At 56.0% G+C, this 17848-nt stretch carries 16 protein-coding genes; 7 read left to right on the forward strand and 9 right to left on the reverse strand.

The genetic code is table 11. The features are described 5' to 3' along the window. Window positions 1-23: 23 nt before the first annotated feature. Window positions 24-443: a tellurite resistance TerB family protein gene (locus tag ACXLHR_RS09210; RefSeq protein WP_458791164.1), complete on the forward strand. Its 420-nt coding sequence runs from the start codon at window positions 24-26 to the stop codon at window positions 441-443. Here the strand turns inward: ACXLHR_RS09210 and dacB are convergent. Genes dacB through mgrA form a run of 3 tightly spaced genes read right to left on the reverse strand, consistent with a single transcriptional unit; the run spans window position 440 to window position 3657 of the window. Beyond that, window positions 440-1945 carry a D-alanyl-D-alanine carboxypeptidase/D-alanyl-D-alanine endopeptidase gene (gene dacB, locus ACXLHR_RS09215; protein ID WP_458791165.1) on the reverse strand — a complete coding sequence of 502 codons (1506 nt, stop codon included), beginning with the start codon at window positions 1943-1945 and terminating at the stop codon, window positions 440-442. The genes ACXLHR_RS09210 and dacB overlap by 4 nt on opposite strands. Further along, a complete protein-coding gene (locus tag ACXLHR_RS09220; protein WP_458791166.1) occupies window positions 1942-2565 on the reverse strand; it encodes a nicotinate-nucleotide adenylyltransferase in 624 nt (207 codons plus the stop codon). Before ACXLHR_RS09220 ends, dacB begins: the two co-directional genes overlap by 4 nt. A 57-nt stretch (window positions 2566-2622) precedes the next feature. Continuing rightward, window positions 2623-3657, reverse strand: coding sequence for an L-glyceraldehyde 3-phosphate reductase (gene mgrA, locus ACXLHR_RS09225; protein ID WP_458791167.1), 1035 nt, complete (start codon window positions 3655-3657; stop codon window positions 2623-2625). A 136-nt stretch (window positions 3658-3793) separates the two neighbouring features. Between mgrA and ettA the strand changes: the two genes are divergently transcribed. Continuing rightward, window positions 3794-5449 carry an energy-dependent translational throttle protein EttA gene (gene ettA / locus ACXLHR_RS09230; protein WP_458791168.1) on the forward strand — a complete coding sequence of 552 codons (1656 nt, stop codon included), beginning with the start codon at window positions 3794-3796 and terminating at the stop codon, window positions 5447-5449. A 212-nt stretch (window positions 5450-5661) separates the two neighbouring features. Here ettA and ACXLHR_RS09235 read toward each other — a convergent pair whose 3' ends face one another. Then, a complete protein-coding gene (locus ACXLHR_RS09235) occupies window positions 5662-5949 on the reverse strand; it encodes a hypothetical protein (protein ID WP_458791169.1) in 288 nt (95 codons plus the stop codon). Window positions 5950-6027: 78 nt separating this feature from the next. Here ACXLHR_RS09235 and ACXLHR_RS09240 point away from each other — a divergent pair, with 78 nt between their 5' ends. Continuing rightward, on the forward strand, window positions 6028-6894 hold the full coding sequence (locus ACXLHR_RS09240; RefSeq protein ID WP_458791170.1) for a hypothetical protein: 867 nt from the start codon (window positions 6028-6030) through the stop codon (window positions 6892-6894). Between the two features lies 1 nt (window position 6895). Here ACXLHR_RS09240 and ACXLHR_RS09245 read toward each other — a convergent pair whose 3' ends face one another. Next, a complete protein-coding gene (locus tag ACXLHR_RS09245) occupies window positions 6896-7414 on the reverse strand; it encodes a PhnA domain-containing protein (RefSeq protein WP_458791171.1) in 519 nt (172 codons plus the stop codon). Between the two features lie 537 nt (window positions 7415-7951). Here ACXLHR_RS09245 and ACXLHR_RS09250 point away from each other — a divergent pair. Further along, entirely contained in the window at window positions 7952-8158 is a 207-nt protein-coding gene (locus ACXLHR_RS09250) for a cold-shock protein (RefSeq protein WP_445802803.1), read from the forward strand. 74 nt (window positions 8159-8232) lie between these two features. Here ACXLHR_RS09250 and ACXLHR_RS09255 read toward each other — a convergent pair whose 3' ends face one another. Continuing rightward, a complete protein-coding gene (locus tag ACXLHR_RS09255; RefSeq protein WP_458791172.1) occupies window positions 8233-8919 on the reverse strand; it encodes an arylesterase in 687 nt (228 codons plus the stop codon). Between ACXLHR_RS09255 and ACXLHR_RS09260 the strand changes: the two genes are divergently transcribed. Together ACXLHR_RS09260 and ACXLHR_RS09265 are read left to right on the forward strand one after the other, a co-directional pair. Continuing rightward, window positions 8918-9586, forward strand: coding sequence for an ABC transporter ATP-binding protein (locus ACXLHR_RS09260; RefSeq protein WP_458791173.1), 669 nt, complete (start codon window positions 8918-8920; stop codon window positions 9584-9586). The genes ACXLHR_RS09255 and ACXLHR_RS09260 overlap by 2 nt on opposite strands. Beyond that, window positions 9583-12099, forward strand: coding sequence for an ABC transporter permease (locus tag ACXLHR_RS09265; protein ID WP_458791174.1), 2517 nt, complete (start codon window positions 9583-9585; stop codon window positions 12097-12099). Before ACXLHR_RS09260 ends, ACXLHR_RS09265 begins: the two co-directional genes overlap by 4 nt. A 2-nt stretch (window positions 12100-12101) precedes the next feature. Here the strand turns inward: ACXLHR_RS09265 and gltX are convergent, their stop codons facing one another. Both gltX and ACXLHR_RS09275 read right to left on the reverse strand, forming a co-directional pair. Next, window positions 12102-13415 carry a glutamate--tRNA ligase gene (gltX, locus tag ACXLHR_RS09270; protein WP_458791175.1) on the reverse strand — a complete coding sequence of 438 codons (1314 nt, stop codon included), beginning with the start codon at window positions 13413-13415 and terminating at the stop codon, window positions 12102-12104. 186 nt (window positions 13416-13601) lie between these two features. After that, the gene (locus tag ACXLHR_RS09275; protein ID WP_458791176.1) at window positions 13602-15263 is read right to left on the reverse strand and encodes an NAD+ synthase; all 1662 of its coding nucleotides are present in this window, start codon (window positions 15261-15263) and stop codon (window positions 13602-13604) included. A 134-nt stretch (window positions 15264-15397) separates the two neighbouring features. Here ACXLHR_RS09275 and ACXLHR_RS09280 point away from each other — a divergent pair, with 134 nt between their 5' ends. Next, window positions 15398-16855: an MORN repeat-containing protein gene (locus tag ACXLHR_RS09280; RefSeq protein ID WP_458791177.1), complete on the forward strand. Its 1458-nt coding sequence runs from the start codon at window positions 15398-15400 to the stop codon at window positions 16853-16855. Window position 16856: 1 nt separating this feature from the next. Here ACXLHR_RS09280 and ACXLHR_RS09285 read toward each other — a convergent pair whose 3' ends face one another. After that, window positions 16857-17498: an SDR family NAD(P)-dependent oxidoreductase gene (locus ACXLHR_RS09285; protein WP_458791178.1), complete on the reverse strand. Its 642-nt coding sequence runs from the start codon at window positions 17496-17498 to the stop codon at window positions 16857-16859. Between the last annotated feature and the right edge of the window lie 350 nt (window positions 17499-17848).

Below are 17848 nucleotides of genomic sequence, written 5' to 3' on the forward strand. Positions count from 1 at the left end.
AAAGAATGAAAAGGAATGTTGATATGACGCCAGACGCCCCGATGACTGGACAAGACGCGCTTGTGGCCTTAATGGTCGCTGTTTCCGCATCTGACGAAAACATCCGCACCGCTGAACTTGTGAAAATATCCAATATAATCAATCACCTGCCAGTCTTTGCAAATTATGACGCTGACCGTATGCCGCGCGTGTCCAAAATGGTTTTTGATCTTCTTGAACTAGAGGACGGGTTAGAAGCGCTTTTTGGCCTGATCCGCGACGCCCTTGACGCCCGCCTTTTCGAGACCGCCTACGCCCTTTCATGCGACGTCGCGGCAGCCGATGGCGCGATCGAAGGCGCAGAAGCGCGTATGCTCGAAGAGATTCGCGACGAACTTCACATTGACCGCCTTTACGCAGCCGCTATCGAGCGCGGCGCACGCGCACGGCATATGACATTCTAGTCAGCGACATCATTTAGCGCAGCCCAGCGCTGCAAAAGAACCTGCTGCAAGCGTTTTGCTTGGGTGTTGAAGGTGACCGACCCCACGGGTTGCTCGTCGCCCGCGACTTTGCCACGTTCGCGCGCCTCTAGATCCGCAGCAAAAATCGCAAATGCCAACTCGCGCCCGCTTTCTGTGCGCATATACCCTGCCAACGCCGAAACAAAATTCAACGTGCCGGTTTTGGCCTGAACCAATGCAGGATGATCCGCAATACGGGCTTTATCCTCATCGGTCATCACTATGGTTTTCATGATCGGATTCAGCTGCGCCTGTGCGCCCGGTGCTGTCAAAAACGACACCATTTCAGCCGCCGAAATACGCGACTGATCCCCCAAGCCAGAATGATCCGTAAACGACGGCGATATCCCTGCGCGCGACGCAACCCACTGCGTCATACCCAGCGCCGAGGCCTGCAAACTACGCGACGGGCCTGCGCGTTCCTGTGTCGCGGCCAAACCAGCCGCCTCAGCCGTCAGGTTTGTCGAATACATCAACATATCCCGCATCACTTCGCGCAGATCAGCGCTCTTATGCTCCGCGAGGGTGATAGTAGTGTCTGGCAGCGCAGCCACCTCGACCGGCGCGTTTAAAACAACCCCATTGCTGCGCATGAAAATCGCAAAAACCTCGCCCGCATAAAGCGCGGGATAACGCACCGGCAACCAACGTGACCCGCCATTGCCCAACGCCCCACGAGCCACCGTCCACTGATCATAATCGCCACCGTCACGGTAGGTATAAAGCGGCGCAGAACGGTCGATGACCTGCATCCGCGCCACAGTTACATCAGGTCGATAGTGATCGCTGCGCGCGTCCATGTTGATCGCGTAATTACCACCTTGCCGTTTCCACTCAAAATGCACACGGTTGAAATTCAGGTTCAGGCCGGAAAGCGAAGGATTATAACTTAAATGGTCCAACTGAGTGTCGTCAATCTCGTCGATGTTCGGCAGCGCATTATCATAAACTTGAAACGCGCCGCGCACCTCTTTCAGACCCGTATCTGCAAGTAACTTCGCAAGCGCAGCTAGCTCGTCAGTCAGTAAGTTTGGATCACCGCCACCCGACAAAATCAAATTACCGTCTAAAATACCGTCCTTTATAGTCCCATCCGCAAGAACTTTCGTTTTCCATTGAAACTGTGCGCCCAACCCCTCTAGCGCATAAAGTGCTGTTACAGCTTTGGTGACACTTGCTGGGGGCCGGCCCATCTGCGCATTGTGCTGATCAAGAACAATCCCGGTTTTTGCATCCGCAACGACAATGCCTACCTCGCCTGAGATACCCGATGCAGCGACAACCTGCGCTAATTTCTGGCGCATCTCTGGCGTGATTTTGCCCGCATTCAGCGGTCTCTCAACAGGTCGCAGCGACGTCAGAGGTGCATCACTCAGGGCCGCGGTAGCCGCGCTGCTGAAAAGTGCCGCTAAAATGGCGCGACGCGAAAACCGTAAACTCATAGAAACCTCGTGGTTAGATCGACACTCCAATCACCACGGGCGCGAATAGCACTGGATGACTGGTTCGACATTGGCAAGTTAACAAAGCACCATGCAGGTGCGGATTGCGCCCCTAAAATATGTGATGCGTGGTCTGGCAGCATGGCGCGGCGATACACATAAGCGGCCTTTGATAAACGCGCCGCAATCCGGTCCTCGGGGCGGGCGAAAATCCCGACAGGCACCGTCTCCATAATCCAGCGCCAGTCTTGCCAAAGGTGAAATTGCGCCAGATTGTCCGCCCCCATCAGCCAGACAAACCGCACATCAGGATAGCGGCGCTTCAACTTTGCAAGCGTCTGCGCGGTGTACCGTGTTCCCAGACGTGCCTCGATACCGGTTACGTCAACACGTGCATCCTGCATGATCTGGCGGGCATGCGTCAGACGTTGCGACAACGGTGCAGGGCCTTTTTGCTTCAGCGGATTACCAGGGCTGACCAGCCACCAGACGCGGTCCAAACCGAACCGCGTCAGCGCAGCCTTGGTGATATGCACATGTCCACTGTGGGCCGGATCGAACGATCCCCCCAAAAGGCCAACAATCTGCCCCGCCCCTGCTACCGGATCACCTTGCACCACCTAGCCTCATGCTACCAACCGCGACAGACTTACGCCGCATTTTGGATAAAGGCAAAGCTACTTCACCGTCTCCGACGAAGTTGCCCACAGGTTGATCTCTTCTTCATTGGCATAGGTATCAATCAACGCCAACTCATCGGCGCTGAATTCCAGATTGCCGACAGCCCCCGCGCAATCGACAACCTGCGACGGCTTGGATGCGCCAATCAGCGCGGTTGTAATGCCACCATCGCGCAATACCCACGCAATCGCCATCTGCGCCAAGGTCTGACCACGGGCTTCTGCAATTTCGTTCAGCTTTTTGATATTCGCAATTGCATGGTCGGAAATCATCTTTGGCGCCAATGACTTGCCCTGCGAAGCCCGCGACCCCTCGGGAATACCACCCAGATATTTCGTGGTCAGCATCCCCTGTGCCAACGGCGTGAACGCAATCGACCCGACACCCAAATCGGTCAAAGTCTCTTTCAACCCATCGCGTTCAACCCAGCGGTTCAGCATATTATAACTTGGCTGATGGATTAGACAGGGCGTGCCAAGATCGTTTAAAATCGCCACAGCTTCGCGGGTCCGCGCAGTATTATACGACGAAATCCCCGCATAAAGCGCACGACCGGACCGCACAATATAATCCAGCGCACCCATGGTTTCCTCTAATGGCGTGTCAGGATCAAAACGATGCGAATAGAAAACATCGACGTAATCAAGGCCCATCCGCTTGAGCGACTGATCACACGACGACACCATATATTTGCGACTGCCCCACTCACCATAAGGCCCATCCCACATCTCGTAGCCGGCCTTAGAGCTGATAATCAACTCGTCTCGGTGATCCTTGAAATCGCTCGCCAAAATCGACCCGAACGCATGTTCCGCCGCCCCCGGAGGCGGCCCGTAGTTATTGGCCAGATCAAAATGCGTGATGCCGTGATCAAACGCCGTGCGGCAGATATCGACCTTGGTGTCATGCGGCGTATCATGGCCAAAGTTATGCCATAGCCCCAAAGACACCGCAGGCAATTTAACCCCCGACTTGCCGCAACGGCGATAGATCATTTCCTCATAGCGGTCGGCGGCAGGCACATAAGTCATGGCGTTCTCCTGATAATTTGAGCAAAGCCAATCAGAGCATCACGACCCTGTCAAACCAAAACCGTTCGGTGATTGCCCCAGCCGCCTTCCCCAGCTATCTAGGGGCAAATTCCTAATACCAGCGGAGCGTCACAACATGGCCAGCAATCAATTCGTCTATTTCATGGATGGTGTATCCAAAACCTACCCCGGCGGCAAAAAGGTGTTTGAAAACATCCGCCTGAACTTCTTGCCCGGTGTGAAAATCGGTGTGGTCGGTGTAAACGGCACCGGTAAATCGACCCTGATGCGCATCATGGCGGGCCAGGACAAAGACTTCGTTGGCGAAGCATGGGCCGCCGAAGGCGCGCGCGTGGGCTACCTGCCACAAGAACCGCACCTCGACGAGACACTTACCGTCCGTGAAAACGTGATGCTCGGCGTGGCCGACAAAAAAGCGATCCTTGACCGTTACAATGAACTTGCGATGAACTACTCGGAAGAAACCGCCGAAGAGATGGCAGCGCTGCAAGATGAAATCGACGCAGCCAACCTCTGGGATCTCGACAGCCAGATCGATGTGTCTATGGAAGCCCTGCGCTGCCCCGCCGACGACGCCGATGTGACAACGCTTTCGGGCGGTGAAAAACGTCGCGTGGCCCTGTGCAAACTGCTGCTCGAAGCACCAGACATGTTGCTGCTTGACGAACCAACCAACCACCTTGACGCCGAAACAATCGCATGGCTGCAACAGCACCTTGTTGATTACAAAGGCACAATCCTGATCGTGACCCACGACCGTTACTTCCTTGACGCGATCACAGGCTGGATTTTGGAACTCGACCGCGGTGCGGGCATCCCTCACGAGGGCAACTATTCCAGCTGGCTGGAAGCCAAAGCCAAGCGCCTTGAGAAAGAAGCCCGCGAAGACAAATCCAAGCAGCGCACTCTCGAGCGCGAACTTGAATGGATGCGCCAAGGTGCCAAAGCCCGCCAAGCCAAATCCAAAGCCCGTATCAGCGCCTATAATGACCTCGCTAACCAGTCCGAACGCGAGAAAATGGGCCGCGCCCAGATCATTATTCCAAACGGTCCACGCCTTGGCAATAAAGTCATCGAAGTCACCGATCTCAAGAAAGCCATGGGCGACAAGCTTCTGGTTGAAGGTCTTTCGTTTGATCTGCCGCCGGGCGGCATTGTTGGCGTGATCGGGCCAAACGGCGCGGGTAAATCGACACTCTTCTCGATGCTGACAGGCCAGGCTGAACCTGATGAAGGCACCGTGTCCTTTGGTGATACCGTGAAACTGTCCTATGTTGACCAGTCACGTGACGCATTGACCTCTGACGCGACCGTCTGGGAAGAAATCACTGGCGGTGCAGAAGTCATCATGCTGGGCGATGCCTCCATGAACTCCCGCGCCTATTGCTCGGCGTTCAACTTTAAAGGCGGCGACCAGCAGAAAAAGGTTGGCCTACTCTCTGGCGGTGAACGTAACCGCGTGCACATGGCAAAACTGCTGAAATCTGGCGGCAACGTGCTGCTCCTCGACGAACCAACAAACGATCTCGACGTGGAAACCCTGCGCGCCCTCGAAGACGCGCTGATGTCCTTTGCAGGCTGCGCCGTGGTCATCTCGCACGACCGCTTCTTCCTCGACCGGATCTGTACACACATCCTCGCGTTTGAGGGCGACGCACACGTAGAATGGTTCGAAGGCAACTTTGAAGACTACGAAGAAGACAAGAAACGCCGTCTAGGGGCCGACGCAATGGAACCAAAGCGGATGAAGCACAAGAAATTCGTACGCTAACCCGTAACAAACGGACAGCGTCCGGTTCGGATCCATACCGATCTGTGCGATCTACATCTATGAAACCTGCTGGCTCAAAAGCTGGCAGGTTTTTGCTTTTACACCCGAATCCCAATAAAATCTTAACTTCTAGGGTACAACCTCACGGGAAACTCAAACGTCCCGCGAATGACCGAGAATTCAATCGGGAATGGCTCTCCCATATTATGAATCTAAGATTCCTTTTCACCAACTTCCGGCTCAGCAATCTCAGCCGCCTCGTCAACAGCCGCCGCATCAGCAACAGCCTCCGGCGCGGGCAAGGCAAGCGCCTCGTCCGGCATTTGATCCGGCAACTCCATCGTCACCGAACCCGTCGCAGGATCAATCGTGACCTTTGGTTTTTCATCCATCAACCCAACGACCGTATTCACTTCTGCTAAAGCACGTTCAACGGTCTGGCGATGCGTCTCAACTGTGGCAGTCACGCCCGCAAAGCGTGATTTTAAAAATTTGAACATTACATTCCCCTTTTTTGGTCTGGCCCGATGCTACAGCGATCATAGCAATGATGTGGGGAAATAGGTGGTTATTCTTGCATGCCACTCTCATTCCGGCAGGACCGCAAAGAAATTGCGACAACAGAAACAATTTATCAACAATTATCGTGGAATGTCGCAGCAACACTCATAAAATCCGAGGTTCAGTTGCGGTATATCGTTATTTTTCTATCCGTCATCTGTACGTTTAACCCATTGCCACTGCAGGCCGAACTTGCGTCGCTTCTTGGTGGCGACGCGCTGCGCGGCACCCGGTCATCAATCATGCAAAAACCTACAACTGCGACCGCCCCTGATGCGACCATTCACAAGGGTAGCCTGTTCGCCGGCAAAGGTGGCTTAGGACTCTTTGCACCCCATCCCGCACGAACACGCCGCACACCGCAATGGATGGAACAGTTCACCCCCGCCGCCATGCCGCAGCCAAATTCGCCCGCCGGCCACATCAGAAATATCATCAGTAAGGCAGAGGCCGGTCGGCAAGGCTATGATGCCGTGCAGCACGGTGCGCGCATCCGACCGACAAAGCCACCAACCCAGATGACCATCGCAGAAGTCTACCAATGGATCGACGCGACGCCCGGACAGCCGCACGCCATTGGCCGTTACCAATTCATCCCACCCACCCTGCGCAGGTTGGTGCAAAAACTCGGCCTGTCACCAAACGAACAGTTTAATAGCCTGACACAGGACCGGTTGGCGGACGTGCTTCTGGCCGAGGCAGGATTCGCTGCGGCCACCCGCGGAGAATTGAGCAGAACCGCATTTATGAATAATCTTGCTAAAATCTGGGCGGGATTACCCAATTCGACGGGACGCTCACATTATCACGGACACGCAGGCAATCGTGCGACAATGACTTGGACACAATTCAACACGGAAATGGCAAAAGTATTCCCAAGCTAGGCTATTTACGTTTCACAAACTCGGTAAGAATCACAATGCGCTGCCCCTCTACACGGCCCTCGATATGGCCGGCATTATCGCTCACCAGTGAAATACTGCGCACCGCAGTTCCGCGCTTGGCCGTAAAACCCGCACCTTTGACCGGCAAATCCTTGATCAAAACAACTGTGTCGCCCGATGCCAAAACCGCGCCATGCGCATCGCGGTGTACCAAAGCCACGTCGCGCGCACGGCCCATGACATCCGGATCCAACATCATGCCAACCTGCGCATCCGTTGCCCAAGCCTCGCCAATCTCGCCCAGCTTGCGCCAAACTGCGATCTGAACAGCAGGTTCAACCGACCACGCGGCCCCCTCAAGCGCGCGCCAATGCCCGCCCTCCGCAGGGGCTTCGCCCGCACAAACCTCACAAAAAACCGCGTCATCGCTTGGTGTTACTTCAACCCGCGCCAGCCCCGTCACGTCACCACAAATTTCACAAACACCACCTGATCGGGTCAGTAATTCATCAATATTCATCGTTTTCTCCTGCACTTTGATGGTAATGCAGATCGGGATGCGCCCCATCACACCAAAGGTCAAGATGTTGTAAATCCGACTCGTCCACGATTTTCTGCACAAACTTGTCGTATCTCTGCCAAATGGTGAGTCTAACTGCCAGAGATTGAAAAACGTGAGGGATGAGGTCACTCGCTTTTTATAACACTCGTCGTCACGGATCGTGGCCCTAGCAGTGGCCATGATCCATGCTGACGATTGACCAATGGGCGGCATAGGAAAATGCTTTTTTGTCGCACATCCATCTTGTTGACCTGGATCACAAAATCAATGTATTTTCACCCGCAAGACATGTCACAAAAGCCGCAATTTTTTGCTTGTTTTACAACTCCCACGGAAACCCCCTTGCAATTTTTCAAAAAAACATCCAACTATAGGGGGCAAACGTTATTCTATCTCGACCCACTGTTCTCCTTTTCGGCTACAGTCTTCGATATTGCACTGACTAAGCCGCGCTGTCGCACTCCGCGGACAGACTGAAAATAAAGGATTACTCCCATGGCTACTGGTACAGTAAAATGGTTCAACGCAACTAAAGGCTTCGGCTTTATCGCTCCAGACGGCGGCTCCAAGGACGTTTTCGTTCACATCTCCGCTGTTGAGCGTTCCGGCCTCACAGGCTTGAAAGACGACCAGAAGGTTACTTTCGACATCGAAGCTGGCCGTGACGGTCGCGAATCTGCGGTAAACCTGGCTCTGGCCTAACTTACCCGAGGGGCGCCCTTTCGGGCGTCCCTACCCCATTTGCCTTCGGGCCTCCCCTTACATTTTGACGATCGCTATGGCTGCACGCTCTCGACGAGCGCCAGTATCGCGGGACCAATCGCAGCAACATTTACGGCAACACCCTTTGCATTCGGATGAATTCCATCCGCCTGCAAATAATCAGCAAGTTGCGCCTGTGTTTGTGCGTCTGACAACATACCCGCAAAGATATTCGGGTAGAGTTGCACATCAAAGTCACCAGCCAGATCCGGATACATCCCATTAAATTGCGCCTGATACACAGGGCCATAATTTCCACCCGCAGTCAGCCCCACCAAAAGGGTCTCTACCCCGGCATCCTGCGCCTTCGTTAAAATACCACTCAAATTTTCACGACTTAACGCCGGATCAAGCCCGCGCAAATAATCATTCCCGCCCAGCGCCACAATCATCGCATCCACATCAGGTGTCAGCGTCCAATCGGTGCGCGATAACCCGCCAGCCGTAGTATCCCCGGACACACCCGCGTTCAAAATCTCGACATCAGCGCCCTGCGCATCTAGCCACGCCTGCAATTGTGGGACAAACCCGTCGGCAAGCGGCAATCCATATCCTGCCGTCAAACTATCCCCCAACGCTGCAATCTTCACAGGTTCTGCATAAGCCGCCCCTGAAAACAAACCAATCGCCACGCATAGGTTGCGCACACCACGCAATGCCCCATATCCATCAAAGCGCATCAAACCAAAGGCCCGCCTCATGTCAAATCCCGTCCTGTCACTGTCAAACGCATCCCTCACCCTTGATGGAAACGCGGGCCAAGTCGATATCTTGCACGAAATTTCACTCGATGTCATGACAGGCGAAACTTTGGGGCTTATCGGGCCAAGTGGATCAGGCAAATCGTCGCTCCTTATGTTGATGGGTGGTTTGGAACAGGTCACGTCTGGTACGATCACCGCCTTAGGCCAAACCCTTAGCACAATGAACGAAGACCAACTGGCCCACTTCCGTAGAGATCATATGGGGGTCGTGTTCCAATCTTTCCACCTCATCCCCACAATGACCGCGCTCGAAAATGTCGCAACCCCGTTAGAGCTCGCGGGCGTTCACGATGCCTTTAGCCGCGCCGCAGCCGAACTTGACGCTGTCGGCCTTGGCGCGCGAAAAGACCACTATCCCAGCCAGATGTCGGGCGGCGAACAACAGCGCGTGGCCCTTGCGCGCGCCTCGGCACCCCGTCCGCAAATCCTGCTTGCGGATGAACCCACAGGCAACCTCGACGCGACAAACGGCGCGGCAATCATGGATATGTTGTTTGATCTGCGCGACAAACACGGTGCGACCCTCATCATGGTCACTCATTCCCCTGAACTCGCCGCCCGCTGCGACCGCATTATCACCCTGAACGACGGACGCATCGCATGAGCCTGAAAATCGCATCACGGATAGCATGGCGTGAAATGCGCGGTGGCCTGCGCGGCTTTCGCGTATTTCTCGCCTGTCTCGCTCTTGGAGTTGCCGCCATCGCCGCCGTTGGCACAGTACGTTCGGGTATCGAGGCGGGGCTAGAAAAAGAAGGCGCTGCCTTGCTTGGTGGCGACGCCGAAGTCAAATTCACTTACCGTTTTGCGCGCGACGATGAACGCGACTGGCTTAATTCCATCGCAGAGCAAGTCTCGGAAACCGTTGATTTCCGCTCTATGATCGTCGTCGGATCGGGTGACGCAGCCGAACGCAGCCTGACCCAGGTGCGCGCCGTCGATAGCGCCTACCCCCTGATCGGGCAGGTCACCCTCTCCCACGACATCGCCATTGATACCGCCCTCGCGGACCACGGCGGCGTCATGGAACGCGTCCTTGCCGACCGCCTCGGGCTCACCGCTGGCGACCTATTCCAACTTGGTGAACAGACCTTTACCCTACGTGCGATCCTTGAACGCTATCCCGACAATTCATCAGCTGGGTTTGGTCTTGGTCCCCGCACCATCGTGCGCACCGCCGACCTCGACGGCTCGGGGCTTTTGTCGGAAGGCACCCTGTTTTCAACCTATTACCGCCTCGACTTGCCACCCGCCCCCAACCTCGACGCGCTCAAATCCGAGGCTGAAACCCGCTACCGCGATACAGGGCTCAACTGGCGTGACAGCCGCCAAGGCGCAGGCGGAACTGCACGTTTTGTAGAACGGATCGGGGCGTTTTTGATCCTCATGGGCCTGTCAGGCCTTGCCGTCGGCGGCGTTGGTGTCTCTGCGGCTGTGCGCTCATACCTCGCAGGTAAAACCAGCGTCATCGCCACACTCAAAACGCTTGGTGCGACACGCCGCACCATTTTTCTGACCTACTTTATCCAAATCGGCACCCTCACCTTGCTTGGTGTCGCGCTCGGCTTGCTCATCGGCGGCGCACTCCCCGTACTCCTTGCCCCCATCATCGAGGCGCAGCTACCGATCCCCGCCGACTTCACCTTCAACGCCGCACCTCTTTTTGAAGCCGCCCTCTACGGCATTCTCGCAGCGCTGATTTTCACCCTCTGGCCACTGGCAAAAACAGAACAGGTCCGCCCCGCCACGCTGTTTCGCGATGCGTTTGGGACAACGAGCGGATTACCTGCCCTTCGCTATCTCATCGCCACAGCCCTGCTGATCGCCGCACTTCTCGGGGCCGCTGTCTGGTTCTCAGGCACCGTCTTCCTGACGCTATGGACCGCAGGCGGCATCGCAGGCGCACTCTTGATCCTCGTCTTTGCGGCCTTCCTTGCAAGGATCACCGCACGTGCATTAGGCAAACGCACACGCGGTTGGCCGGTCTTACGCTTGGCGCTGAATGCCATCGGCGCGCGCGGCGGCGAAACCACCTCCGTTGTCGTGTCGTTAGGACTTGGCCTCGCCGTCCTTTCTGCCGTCGGGCAAATCGACGGCAACCTACGCGCCTCTTTCGCCGACGAGTTGCCCGACGTTGCGCCCAGCTATTTCTTTGTAGATATCCAACCTGATCAAATCGACGGCTTTCGCGAGCGGTTGGCAAATGACCCTGCCGTGCGCAAAGTTGACAGCGCTCCTATGCTGCGTGGGATCATTACTAAAATTAACGGGCAACCTGCCGAAGACTTTGCAAACGGTCACTGGGTCGTGCGCGGCGATCGGGGCGTCACCTACGCGGCCACGCTTGATGATCCAAGCGAGCTGACAGCAGGCGAATGGTGGTCCGAAGACTATGCAGGACCGCCCCTGATCAGCTTTGCCGCAAAGGAGGCCGAGGAAATCGGGCTGGCCTTGGGCGACACCATCACCGTGAATATCTTGGGCCGCGACATCACCGCCACCATCGCAAGTTTCCGCACCGTGAGCTGGGAAAACGCAGGGATCGGTTTTGTCATGACAATGAACCCCGCGGCCTTGGCGGGTGCGCCACATAGCTGGATTTCGACGGTCTATGCGACACCCGAATCCGAGGCCGCGATCCTGCGCGACCTTGCCAGCCAATACCCCAACATCACCGCAATTCGCATCCGTGACGCGATTGACCAACTTGTCACGCTGGTCAGCGGCATCGCCGCCGCGACCCGTTACGCGGCCCTTGCAACGCTGATCACGGGGTTTCTTGTGCTGATTGGTGCAGCCGCCGCAGGCGAAAAAACCCGCACCTATGAAGCGGCTGTGCTGAAAGTGCTTGGCGCATCGCGCGCGCGGATTTTGTGGAGCTTCACACTGCGCGCCGCCCTACTTGGATTTACCGCAGGTGTCGTTGCACTGGCTGCGGGCATATTGGGGGGGTGGGCGGTGACGACATTCGTGATGGAAGGCGATTATGTCGTAATCTGGAGCAACGCAATTTTGATCATCGGTGGCGGTGCTGTGGCGTCGTTGCTGGCGGGACTTGCGTTTGCAATCAGACCCTTGGCGGCAAAACCCGCGCGCGTATTACGCGCGCGGGAGTAATCTTACAACTTCGGTTTATGAGCCAGCAATGGCATCACATCTGCCATCTCCGGCCCGCGCGCGCGGCCGGTCACAGCCTTACGCAATGGCATAAACAAGCCTTTACCTTTGCGGCCAGTGGCCTCTTTTACGGCAGTTGTCCATGTTGACCATGTGTCGTCTGCGTAAGGTGGATCGCCAAGCATATCAAAGGCTTGCGCGATGAATTCGCGGTCTTCGTCATCGACCAAAGGTGCCGCCCCATTCTCAAAGAACGCCCACCAATCCGCAATATCATCCAGTTTGGAGATATTGCCTTTGATTGCATCCCAGAACGCCACCTTTTTGGCGGCAGGCACATCGGTCAACGCCTCTGCCACATCCTCGGCGGAAAGCGTTGCCAAATAACGCGCAGTCAATGGCCAGAGATCTTCAAAATCGAACTTGGTCGGGGCCGATCCAAACTTGGTCACGTCAAAGTTCGCGATGATTTCATCGATGTTTGCGCGCAACTCGACAGGTTCCGACGAGCCCAAACGTGCCATCAAAGACAACACCGCCTGCGGGGCGACGCCCTCTTTGCGTAGGTCCCTTAAAGCTAATGTTCCCAACCGCTTAGATAGCGCCTCACCTTGCGGACCCGTCAACAACGAATGGTGCGCAAAACGAGGAACAGTGCCGCCCAAAGCCTCCATTATCTGGATCTGGGTGGCGGTGTTGGTGACGTGGTCGGAGCCGCGGACGATGTAGGTCATGCCCATCTCAATGTCGTCGACGACCGAAGCCAGTGTGTAGAGAATCTGGCCGTCGTTTTTGAACAGTACAGGGTCAGAGACGGAGGCCGCATCAATCGAAATTTTGCCGATAATGCCGTCGTCCCATTCAATGCGGTTGAGGTTCAATTTGAACCGCCAATGCGAGCCACGCTCTGCGCGCAGCGCGTCTTTTTCGGCCTCTGAAAGTGCCAAAGCAGCGCGATCATAGACCGGTGGCTTGCCCATATTGAGCTGTTTTTTACGCTTGAGATCCAGCTCTACAGGTGTCTCGAAACACTCGTAAAGACGCCCCATATCTATCAGTTCCTGCTTTGCAATCAGGTACTTATCCATACGCTTTGATTGATGCTCTACACGGTCCCATTTGATGCCCAACCATGTCAGGTCATCTTTGATGCCTTGCACATATTCATCCTTGGACCGGATGGGGTCGGTGTCGTCGATGCGCAGCACAAAGCTTCCGCCGTTTTGGCGCGCGATCGCGTAATTAAACAGTGCGGCGCGCAGGTTGCCGATGTGGATGTAACCCGTAGGTGACGGGGCGAAACGTGTTGTGGTCATGAGCTAATCTCCTGTTGTTCAAGGATGTGTCAGACCAGAGCGAAATTGTCCAGTTACAGCAAAAAACGCGGTCTTTATTACGTCTTCTTTACGTCTTGCACGCGTAGGGCATCTGTTCAGGCCAAAACGGGCGGTTTTGATCCGGCCAGTGACCGCGCCCCTGACCGGTTGAGCGAACATTTCGGGTCAGGTGGCGTCGCGCCAGCGGTTCACAATCGGATAGCGCCGGTCGAGCCAGAATGCGTGCTGCGATAACCGTGTTCCGGGGGCGGATTGGTAGCGTTTGTATTCAGAGATGTAGAGCAGGTGTTCGATCTTTTTCACGGTGTCGCGCGCGTATCCTGCGGCAACGCAATCGCTGACAGAGGCGTCACCGTCGACCAGCATTTCGAGTATCCCGTCAAGAACATCGTAGGGCGGCAGGCTGTCGCTGTCTTTTTGGTCGGGGCGCAGTTCCGCGCTGGGTGGCTTGTCGATGATCGCGACAGGGATCATGGTCCCTGCGGGCGCCAGCATCCAAGGCGCGTGGTTTGCGTTGCGCCAGCGGCAGGTGTCAAAGACGCGGCTTTTATACATGTCTTTTATTGGATTATAGCCGCCCGCCATGTCGCCGTAGATTGTCGCATAGCCCACGGCGACTTCTGATTTATTGCCAGTGGTCAGGAGCATTTCACCGAATTTGTTGGATTGCGCCATGAGGAGCAACCCGCGTATCCGGCTTTGGATGTTTTCTTCGGTCAGCCCCTCGTCAAGGCCTGCAAAGAGCGGTGCAAGGGCGTCCGTGACAGCCGCCCGCGTGCCTGCGATGTTGACGGTGTCGTATTTGCAACCGAGCGCGTCCACCACGGCTTGGGCGTCATCAAGTGAGGATTGCGACGTGTATTCAGAAGGCAGCATCACGCAACGCACGTTTTGTGGCCCAAGTGCATCGGCGGCGATAGTGGCGACGATGGCGCTATCGATGCCGCCTGACAGCCCCAGCAGGCATTTGGTGAAACCGGTTTTGGCGAAATAGTCGCGTAGCGTTATGACCATGGCGCGGTAGTCTTGGCCGGCCTCTGAAGGCAGGGTGGCTTTTTCGCCTTCGATCGCGGTCCAGCCATCTGCCGTGCGGGTAAAATCGACGTGGGCGATCGCCGTATCAAAGAGCGGCAGTTGCACCGCGAGTTTGCCGCCGCGATTGAGCACAAAAGAGCCGCCATCATAGGCAAGATCGTCTTGGCCGCCGACCATGTTCAGGTAGACCAGCGGCACGTCGTTTTCCACGACCCGCGCCACCATATTGTTCATGCGCACGTCGAATTTGCCGCGAAAGTAAGGCGAGCCGTTGGGGACAACCAGGATTTCTGCGCCTGATTCCACCATCGCTTCGGCCACGTCGACATGCCAGGCGTCTTCGCAGATCGGGCTGCCGATGCGCGGACCGTCCGGGATGGCATATGGCCCTTGGATGTCGCCCCGATTGAATTGCCGCACTTCGTCGAACACGTTGTAATTGGGCAGGAAATGTTTGAGCTGGCGGGCTACAATTTTGCCGTTCCGACAGATGTGGTAGGCGTTGTGCAGCTTGCCGTTTTGCGCATATGGCCCGCCGATTGCGAGGGTCGGCCCATCAGCGCAGTCCATTGCAAGTTGCTCGATGGCCTGCATTGCGGCGGTGTAAAAGGCCGGTTTGTTAATCAGATCCTGGGTCGAGTATCCCGTGATGAACATTTCAGGCAGGGCAATCATATCGGCGTTTGCGGCTTTTGCTTGCTGCCACGCGTCCTTTGCCAAGGCCGCGTTGCCTGCAAGGTCGCCAACGGTCGGGTTAAGTTGCGCGATGGTCAGCCTGAAATGATCACTCATGGTCTTATCCTTATGGTCGCGGCCAGATGTAGCATATTCATGCGCAAGGGAAAGCCGATTGCCCCGATACCCCCGTTGTCAGCATTGCCCGTGTAGATTAGGTTACGCTAACAATGATGTGACAGGGGGTCATTATGGCAGGTTTTGGATGGCAAGCAGTGGTTGGTGCGGCGTTTTTCGCAGTGGCAAGCGGGGCTGGCGCACAGACGATCCAGACCAAGCAATATGATGACGGCGGCGTCTATGAGGGCGCATTTCTGAACGGCAAACAGCACGGCACCGGCACCTACCGTCTGCCTAACGGCTATGAATACACCGGCGACTGGGTTGAGGGCGAGATCAAGGGCACGGGTGTTGCGCAGTTCCCCAACGGTTCGATTTACGAGGGTACGTTTGTTGCGGGCAAGCCGTCTGGCACGGGCAAGATTACCTTTGCAGATGGCGGCACGTTTGAGGGGGACTGGCTTGAGGGTAATATCACCGGTCGCGGGATTGCGAATTACGCCAACGGTGTTGTCTACGAGGGTGAGTTGCGCAATGCCATGCACCACGGTGTTGGCACGATGCGGTCTCCGGGCGGTTATGTTTACGCAGGTCCGTGGATTAACGGCGTCAAGGAAGGTGAAGGTGTGATTACCTACCCTGATGGTGCAGTTTACAGCGGTGCGTTGAAGGCTGGCGAGCGTGACGGTGTTGGCATCCTGACGATGGCGGATGGTTTGATTTACGAGGGCACTTGGGTGGCTGGCCAGATTGAAGGCAAAGGCCGTTTGGTCCAGCCGAATGGTGATATATTCGAGGGTGATCTGGTGGCCGGTCGCAGGCAGGGTGCGGGCAAGGTGACATATGCCAATGGCGATTCGTATGACGGTGGTTTTGTGGATGACCAGCGCGACGGTCTAGGTACGTTCACGGGCACGGACGGCTATAAGTATAGTGGTGACTGGAAGGCCGGTCAGATCGAGGGGTCTGGTGAGGTGACGTATCCTGACGGGTCGGTATATGTTGGCACGTTTGTTGCGGATTTGGCGGATGGTATGGGGAAGATCACTTATGCCGACGGGTCCAGCTATGAGGGTGAGTGGGCGAACGGCGTCATCAACGGTCGTGGTGTCGCGACTTATGCCAACGGTCTGGTTTATGATGGTGAATTTTTGAACGCGAAAAATCATGGTCAAGGCACGATGCGTTATGCGGACGGCTATACCTATGTGGGTGCTTGGGCAGATGGTCAGCGTAGCGGGATGGGCACGGCCACCTATGCGGACGGCACTGTGTATATTGGTGAATTCAAGGACGGGCAGCGAGACGGGACCGGTGCGATCACTTTGCCGGACGGGTTCAAGTATGAAGGGCTGTGGGCGGGCGGCGAGATTAGCGGGCTTGGCGTCGCGACCTATGCAAATGGCGATGTCTACGAGGGAATGTTTGTGCGGGGTCGCCGTCAGGGGGCTGGCACGATGCGCTATGCGACGGGCGAAGAGGCTGCGGGCGATTGGGTTGATGGCACGCTTCCGAAGGCAGAGATCCCTGCGCCTGATGATGCCACGTTACCCGCCGAAACCGAAGCGGCCCCTGCCCCGGATCAGTGATTTACCACGGAACGGATTTGCCTGCATAATCAAAGAAGTTTCCGGTTTGTGCGGCGTCGAGGTTTTCGATGACGCTCAGCAGATCAATGGCGGTTTTCGTTGCCGGGACGGTGGCATGTCTGCCAGCATATTTTGCGGTGAAAGCTGTGGCGACTGTGCCAGGATGCAACGCCACGCAAACAGAGCCTTTGTGGGTGCGCGCAAGCTCGATCGCTGCCCCGCGCACGATTTGGTTAAGCGCCGCTTTGGACGCGCGGTAGCTATGCCAACCGCCGATCTTGTTGTCTCCGATTGATCCGACACGCGCCGAAAGGATCGCCACTTTGCCCTGCGGTGCTAATATACGCGGAACGTGACGCAGGATAAGGGCGGGACCAATGGCATTCACGGCAAAAACATCTGCCATGGCCTTGGCGGTGATCGCACCGAGCGATTTTTCCGGCACACCTAAAACGCCGACCGTCACGAGGATCAGGTCAAAAACGCCCGTCATATTATCCAGATGCCTAGCTACCGAAGACGGGTTGGTTACATCAAAACCGTCTTTGCTGCGCGACAGGGTTGTCACATCATGATCTGCCAAGGCCTGCACAAAAGCAGCCCCGATCCCACCAGACGCACCAATGATTAAAATTTTACTCATTTCCAGATGATAGCTCGCCACGCCCGCACGACCAGCCCAAGGCGTCTATTGGGTGAATAGTTGGGGCCGAATTCATGCGCAAATCAGGCGGGTCGTGAAATCGCCGGTCCTGCGATTATTATTTAACGAGGTGTCCTAGCCTGCTGCGATCGGCGCGGCGGTCTGTGCTGCGGCGTTGAGCACCTTATTTTGTATGCGCCGGTTATCGGTGAACACGGCGCGGGTCATATGTGCGGGTGTTGGCGGTTTGGCGCATATCGCCAAAATAGGGCCCAGCTGCTAAAAACGGGGTTTTCTTCGCGCGAAAGCTGGTTATAGTCCGCGTCATGAATATAAACGCACATATTATT

This window comes from Yoonia sp. MH D7 (assembly GCF_054439475.1).

Bases quoted from the DNA above. Each gene is read 5' to 3' on its own strand.
- mgrA (WP_458791167.1), bottom strand. From the start codon at position 3,657: ATGACTTATGTGCCTGCCGCCGACCGCTATGAGGAAATGATCTATCGC.
- ACXLHR_RS09255 (WP_458791172.1), bottom strand. From the start codon at position 8,919: ATGAGGCGGGCCTTTGGTTTGATGCGCTTTGATGGATATGGGGCATTG.
- ettA (WP_458791168.1), top strand. From the start codon at position 3,794: ATGGCCAGCAATCAATTCGTCTATTTCATGGATGGTGTATCCAAAACC.
- ACXLHR_RS09210 (WP_458791164.1), top strand. From the start codon at position 24: ATGACGCCAGACGCCCCGATGACTGGACAAGACGCGCTTGTGGCCTTA.
- ACXLHR_RS09250 (WP_445802803.1), top strand. From the start codon at position 7,952: ATGGCTACTGGTACAGTAAAATGGTTCAACGCAACTAAAGGCTTCGGC.
- ACXLHR_RS09275 (WP_458791176.1), bottom strand. From the start codon at position 15,263: ATGAGTGATCATTTCAGGCTGACCATCGCGCAACTTAACCCGACCGTT.
- ACXLHR_RS09280 (WP_458791177.1), top strand. From the start codon at position 15,398: ATGGCAGGTTTTGGATGGCAAGCAGTGGTTGGTGCGGCGTTTTTCGCA.
- ACXLHR_RS09240 (WP_458791170.1), top strand. From the start codon at position 6,028: ATGCCACTCTCATTCCGGCAGGACCGCAAAGAAATTGCGACAACAGAA.
- dacB (WP_458791165.1), bottom strand. From the start codon at position 1,945: ATGAGTTTACGGTTTTCGCGTCGCGCCATTTTAGCGGCACTTTTCAGC.
- ACXLHR_RS09265 (WP_458791174.1), top strand. From the start codon at position 9,583: ATGAGCCTGAAAATCGCATCACGGATAGCATGGCGTGAAATGCGCGGT.
- ACXLHR_RS09235 (WP_458791169.1), bottom strand. From the start codon at position 5,949: ATGTTCAAATTTTTAAAATCACGCTTTGCGGGCGTGACTGCCACAGTT.
- ACXLHR_RS09285 (WP_458791178.1), bottom strand. From the start codon at position 17,498: ATGAGTAAAATTTTAATCATTGGTGCGTCTGGTGGGATCGGGGCTGCT.
- ACXLHR_RS09245 (WP_458791171.1), bottom strand. From the start codon at position 7,414: ATGAATATTGATGAATTACTGACCCGATCAGGTGGTGTTTGTGAAATT.
- gltX (WP_458791175.1), bottom strand. From the start codon at position 13,415: ATGACCACAACACGTTTCGCCCCGTCACCTACGGGTTACATCCACATC.
- ACXLHR_RS09260 (WP_458791173.1), top strand. From the start codon at position 8,918: ATGTCAAATCCCGTCCTGTCACTGTCAAACGCATCCCTCACCCTTGAT.